This is a genomic window from Natronospira sp., assembly GCF_007134575.1.
GTDB classification, from domain to species: Bacteria; Pseudomonadota; Gammaproteobacteria; order Natronospirales; family Natronospiraceae; genus Natronospira; species Natronospira elongata.
The window spans coordinates 1-6,068 of sequence record NZ_SLKM01000237.1; the positions used below are offsets into that span (position 1 = coordinate 1).

At 60.5% G+C, this 6,068-nt stretch carries 5 protein-coding genes and 1 pseudogene; 3 read left to right on the forward strand and 3 right to left on the reverse strand.

What is annotated here, in order from left to right; translation table 11 throughout:
- Positions 1-710 (reverse strand): annotated as a pseudogene (locus ACJWXQ_RS09365) (transposase); the annotation flags it as partial.
- Between the two features lie 203 nt (positions 711-913).
- A complete protein-coding gene (locus ACJWXQ_RS09370) occupies positions 914-1,753 on the reverse strand; it encodes a VWA-like domain-containing protein (RefSeq protein WP_406672668.1) in 840 nt (279 codons plus the stop codon).
- 3 nt (positions 1,754-1,756) lie between these two features.
- On the opposite strand from ACJWXQ_RS09370, the gene ACJWXQ_RS09375 reads away from it, so the two are divergent.
- On the forward strand, positions 1,757-1,939 hold the full coding sequence (locus ACJWXQ_RS09375; protein WP_406672669.1) for a hypothetical protein: 183 nt from the start codon (positions 1,757-1,759) through the stop codon (positions 1,937-1,939).
- Here the strand turns inward: ACJWXQ_RS09375 and ACJWXQ_RS09380 are convergent.
- Entirely contained in the window at positions 1,936-2,808 is an 873-nt protein-coding gene (locus ACJWXQ_RS09380) for a hypothetical protein (RefSeq protein ID WP_406672670.1), read from the reverse strand. The genes ACJWXQ_RS09375 and ACJWXQ_RS09380 overlap by 4 nt on opposite strands.
- A 108-nt stretch (positions 2,809-2,916) precedes the next feature.
- On the opposite strand from ACJWXQ_RS09380, the gene ACJWXQ_RS09385 reads away from it, so the two are divergent.
- The gene (locus ACJWXQ_RS09385; RefSeq protein ID WP_406672671.1) at positions 2,917-5,019 is read left to right on the forward strand and encodes an AAA family ATPase; all 2,103 of its coding nucleotides are present in this window, start codon (positions 2,917-2,919) and stop codon (positions 5,017-5,019) included.
- 72 nt (positions 5,020-5,091) lie between these two features.
- Positions 5,092-5,979 carry a hypothetical protein gene (locus tag ACJWXQ_RS09390; RefSeq protein ID WP_406672672.1) on the forward strand — a complete coding sequence of 296 codons (888 nt, stop codon included), beginning with the start codon at positions 5,092-5,094 and terminating at the stop codon, positions 5,977-5,979.
- Positions 5,980-6,068: the final 89 nt, after the last annotated feature.

Sequence of the window (6,068 nt, forward strand, 5' to 3'; positions counted from 1 at the left end):
CCCCTCCCGGTTGAAGTCGTCTAGAATGTTAAAAAGCCGAAAACTACGGCCATCGGCGAGCTGATCGTGCATGAAATCCATCGACCAGACCTGGTTGATGGCTTCCGGCACGGTCAGCGGTTCCGGCTTTTCCCGAACCAGCCGCTTTTTCGGCTTGATTCGCAGGTTGAGCTCCAACTCCCGATAAATCCGATAGACCCGCTTGTGGTTCCATTTGAAGCGCTTGATGTTTCTCAAGTAGAGAAAGCAGAGCATGAACCCCCAGTTCCGGTAGGTCGTCGTCAGCCTGATCAGCCAATCCGCAATCTCGGCATTCTCGTCCGACAGGATCGGCTGATAGCGGTAGCAGGTCTCGCTGATCCCGAAGGTTTGGCAGGCAAACCGGATACTAACCTCACGCTCTGCCACGATTTTTTGGGCCATCTCTCGACGTCGAGATGGCCTCAGTACTTTCCCTCCAGAGCTTCCTTCCGGATCTCCGACATCAATCGTTCTTCGGCGTACATCTTCTTAAGGCGGCGATTTTCCGCCTCCAGCTCCTTCAGGCGGCTCATCATCGAGGCGTCCATGCCACCGAATTTGGCCCGCCATTTGTAGAAGCTTGCACTGCTCATGCCGTGCTCTCGGCAGAGCTCGGGGACCGGCGTACCGGCCTCGGCCTGCTTGAGAATGCTCAGAATCTGGCTGTCGCTGTACCGTGATTTCTTCATGCAGAATCTCCTCCTGCCATATTATGAGAAAATTCTACTTCTGAATGCCACTGTTTTTCGGGGGTATTACCCACTCAAGCAGGCCTTCTCCAGCATTCTTACGGTGGCGCGACATTCCTGTCGCGATAGGCCAGCCCGAAGCCCCATCGGGGCAGGAATGCCCCTCCTACAGAAAGACGGGCTACCCTCCGCCTGCTCACTGTTCACTGGATTTTCACCCACTCCCCCCAGTTCGCCGGTTGCACCCCATTTGAATCCGTCACCCACAGCGTCGGCCAGCCGGGGCGTTCATTGGGGGCCGGGCCGTAGCCGTCGGTGAGGAATACCAGGGCCATGGGGGGCTCTTCTGAGAGGCGCTCGAAGACGGGGCGGAAGTCGGTGCCGCCGCCGCCCGGGAGCTGGTCCAGGATCGGCAGAGCCTCGCCGTCTTCGATGACTTCGTCGCTGTGGATGGCGGCGTCGCAGGCGAGCAGGCGGATGCGGTAGCGGCCGAAGCCGTGGAGGATGGCCTTGAGTTCGGCGAGGAAGGCCGGCATGAGATCGGCGGTGCTGCCGCTGGTGTCCACGGCCACGGCGATGTCGAGGCGCTCGCCGCGCTGGCCGGGGAGGTAGAGGCCCTGACTGAGCAGGCGGCGGTTGGGCGGCACCCATCTGAACTGGCGGTCGAAGCTGCGGGTCACGAAACGGCGCAGCACGGTCTGCCAGGGCACGCGGCTGCGGCCCAGCTCGCCTACCCGCCGCGCCAGGCCCGAGGGAATGTCGCCCGGCATCTGCTGGGCGGTCTCGATCAGATAGCCTTCCCAGTCGGTCTCGATGGCCGGGTCCCGGTCCGGCCGGTAGTCCGGGTCCACCGGCTTGTCCTCGCGGCCGTTGCCATCATCTCCCCCGGCATCACCCCTCGGACAGACATGATCATCCAGGGGCGAGAGCCCGACCGGTACGCCCTTTTCCAGCAGCCAGCTGTAGACCGTCTCCGCCGAGGCCCCGGCCTGGTCCTCGAAGAACACCGCGCCCTCAAAAACGACGGACGGATTCTCGTCCACTGCATGGGCGGCCTGGGCCGGGCCGGTACGATTGCTTCCACTCTGCTGATTGAGGCCGGCGACAGTGCTCACGACGCGGTGGATCGGGTACGCAGCGCACGGCGTGGTGCCGTCGAGACCCAGTCCCAGATGGAATGGCTCAAGAAGCACGCTGCAAAGGGCAGTGCCAACGTCCCGGCGGATTAGGAGCTCAGGCCCAGCGACAATGCACGCCCCGTCACATCTGCAGGGACTTTACCCTGGGAATGAATACCAATGGAGATCAGCGCAGCCCTGGCTTCCTTGTGCCCCGCCGCCAGAAGCCTGGCAAGGCAGTCTACCGAAGGAACCGTTGCCGGGTTGTTCCGCAACCCGCGGATCAGCTGCACGACCAGTCCGGTATCGCCAGCTTCAAGTACGCTGTTTGCCAGGCTCATCAGAGGCTGGTGAGTCACGCTTTCATGGAAGCTGGCCCTGAGCGAGTCCTGAAATCGCTCCACACCGTCCGGGTGCTGTGCATCGAAGCTGAAGTGAAGGGTGGCCAGCTTCTCGTGCAGCAGGCTTCTGAGCCAAGGATCGTCCGGCACCTCACGAAAGGCGGCCGCCAACAGTGCCACCTGGCCTGGCGTCATCTGGTCGCAGAGCAGGGCCTCAAAGAAAAGTGTCTCCAGGGTCTCGTTCTTGAGCGCACGGTAAAGTCGCAGATCCGTGAGAGCCGTGAGCCCTTCATTGGGAACCTCAGAACTCCAGTCCCAGCGATCCTTGCTGTTCTCCATGGCCTGGCAGATTTCGTCACGGGGCAGACATGGCCCATTGGGGCGTTCATGCATCAGGCAGCGAAACTGCCAGATGTCGTCCGCGCTGTAGTGTCCGCTTCTCAGCATGTTGTGCAGGGCATGGAGGAAGTCCAGCGCATTGCCATCCTGGCGCGCCATGGACAGCACAATCCGCATCTGGCCGCTCCAGCGGCGGGGTGCCGGCCCTGTATTGCGGCGATACCGCAGACGCTCCATGCGCTCTGCCTCACCCATTACATCAGCCAACAGTGACTCCAGCGTACTGGTTGCCATGGCCATGACGGTACCTCCATACGTTGAAGCGCTCATTGAACACCCTTAACACGACATGTCCTGTCGCATGTGGCTGACATACTGTCCAGGTAATGGCGCAGAGGAGATCAAGCGATGCTGAGATCCGCTTACGGTGAGTTGGAGGCGCGAATGGCTCAGCCCCATTCGGCTTCAGAATACACGGCGGCCATCTGGACCCTGAGGCTGCTGGTGCAGACATTGCCGTGGCCGGACGGCAACTTCATGTCCACCCGTCTGGGTGCAGAAGCCTGTCAGGTACTCCGTTTCCCTCGCGAGCAGGAGCTGCACGTTCAGGGCAGTCTGGAAGTTGCCCAGGAGCGCCTGAAGGCCTTTGAGGAAGAAGGCTGCCCGGAGGCGGACACGCTGATGGTCAATATTGATCGCCTGGCACGGCATCTGAAGCTGTCAGAGGTAGAAGAGGTCATCCTGGGGTTCGCCGTCTTCGGGCAGGTCTATGAATGGTTTGAGGACGCCCTGGACGACGCCATGAAGGCAGGGCGAATCAATGGCATGCCCGATCTCCTTTCCATCTGCACGGGCATTGATCGCCGAGCCGTCGCCAATGCACTGGCGCCTGGCAACCGCCTGCAGCGCAGCGGCCTGATTGATGCGATTCATCGCCGTCACGCCAGGCAGATGCTCCTGGCCCCCATGCCGGGCATTGGGCCGAATCTCTGCGTGGAGGGCCGTGAGCCGATTGACCTGTTCTCCGAGCAGATCATCCGCGCCGCCCGTCCGCGGCTGGCCCTGGAGGATTTCCGCCATGTAGAGCACGATGTCACCCTGCTGCGCGACTACCTTGCCTCCAGCGGTGGGCGCCCTGGCGTCAATGTGCTCATTCATGGCCCGCCGGGTGTCGGCAAGACGGAGCTGGCGCGACTGCTTGGCCAGATCCTGGAGTGTGAAGTCTTCGAGGTGGCTTTCGAACAGGGTGATGGCACCGCGCTCAAGCCAGAGCAGCGCTTCGCCAGCTTCCAGCTGGCCCAGGCCATTTTGGCTGGTGATGAGCAGGCACTGGTGGTGTTCGATGAAATCGAGGATGTCTTTCCCGGCTCCAGCCCCATGGACTTGTTCAGTTCGCGCCAGGGTCCCGGCAAGGCCTGGGTGAACCGGCTGCTGGAAACAAACGCCGTTCCCACCATCTGGCTGAGCAACCGCATCCGCCAGCTGGACCCGGCCTACATCCGACGATTCGATGTGGTTCTGGAGTTGGCCGAGCCCGATCGCAAGCAGAAGGCACGCATCCTCAAGGCCCATTTCGATGATCTGGCGGTCGGTGAGGAGTGGCTGAAGGAGCTGGCTGCGCGTCGTGGTCTGTCCCCGGCCGTCACCGAGCGTGCCGCCCAGGTCGCCCGAGCCGTGGCACCCAATGACCCGGAGCGGGCACGCAAGGTGGCCGAGCGGGTGCTGACCGGGCAGATGGAGGCCCTCGGCCGCCGCTTCCATGGCGCGACGAAAAAGACATCGGCGGTGGCACAGCGTGATCAGTTCGAGCCGCGTTTCCTGAACACGGACCCGTCACCTGAACAGCTTGTGACCCTGCTGCAGAAAGGGAAGGGCGGACGCCTGCTGTTTCATGGGCCGCCGGGCACGGGCAAGTCCGCCCTTGGACGTTATTTGGCAGGACGCCTGGGGCGTCCGGTCATGGTGCGTCGCGCATCGGATCTGCTGGACAAGTACGTGGGCGAGACGGAAAAGAACCTGGCGGACATGTTCGCGGAGGCCCACAAGCGCAAGGCCGTACTCGTACTTGACGAGGCGGACAGCTTTCTCAGGAGCCGGATCAACGCGCGGGCCGGCTGGGAAGTCAGCCAGATCAACGAGTTCCTCACCCAGATGGAGGCCTTCCAGGGATGGTTCGTGGCCACCACCAACTTCCTGGAGGCCCTGGACTCGGCCAGCCTGCGGCGCTTTGATCTCAAGGTGGGCTTTGACTGGCTGCGGCCTGATCAGGCCCAGAGCCTGTTCCGCCGCACCCTGGGCCGGCGAGGCCCGCTGCCCAGAGCGGTCGTCAAGCGCCTGAAGCGGCTACACACCCTGGCCCCCGGTGATTTCGCCATCGCCACCCGGCAGAACCACCTCTTCGGCCGGGAACTGGATGACGAGGCACTCCTCGATCACCTGGAAAAGGAGTGCGCGCACAAGCCGGAGACGGGACGCGAGAGCGGCATTGGGTTTCTTGCGGCGGTTGGTTGAGTTTTGGTCAAAGCCATGCTTGACTTCATTCGAGGAGCTTCAATTCACAAAATATTGTTTCGGAGGTGGCTGATGGGGTATGCGAACCTGAAAGTAACGGATTTTGATGGTGTGCAACAATTGATTCATGAGGCGATGAAAAAAGCGCGGCCAGATTCAGGTTATTTTGAGCATACTTCCAAGGGTGGCCGGCGTAGTCCGGGTGAGCTAGAGGACGCCTTTCAAAAAGCTCTTGTGGAAGGCCTTGAGGATCTCACACAAGGAGGTGGTTGGCAGTGGTGGAGGGAACAGCCCCTTCGGACAGATGCACTCACCAACCGTCAGCGGATAGATGTAGATATTGTGGGCAAGGACAAGGATGGTGATGCAGTTGCCATTGAATTGAAGTATGTCACTTTAGCCCGCAATAAAGACAAAGAGGTTTTCGAGCCACCAAACGATGCGCCGGCTTTTCCATACGATGTTGTGAAAGATGCTCTTAAAGTCGAGCTGCTATTGCGGCACGAAGCCGGGTTGGAGGCGGAGAATGCTAAGCCCGTGTACGGGGTGTCGATCGCACTGACCAATGATTCACGGTTCTGGGGTGGAAGCAAAGAACCACCGCAGGGATGGTCCAGGGAGTTTGGTAGTGCATTCGTCAAAGCCGGGACATTGCCTAGAGTGCTCAAGACCAATGGCAGAAACCCTGATAACTGCATATTCAAACAGAAGCGATGCCATATTAGTCTTGGCCTCGACTGGAATCTCAGCTGGCATGACTTTTCTGTTGTTCATGACCTCCCTGGCCATGCGGCGAAGTTTAGGTATGCATTGCTTGCTCCGGACACTGCCTGCCAGAAGGACGGGGGTTGGGAGATTCAATATAGACATGACAAGAGTGAGAGTGCTTACATCCCATTCTTGAGCAATGAGACGAGGAAGCGCTTCTTCGTTAAGCACGATGAGATGTGGGCTAAGTAATTGGATATGCTTGAATAACAAGCCTGACCCGCGTTCTCCTTGACCATGGAGGGGCGGGTTGGGCTTTTCAGCATCCCTCCGGGGAAGCC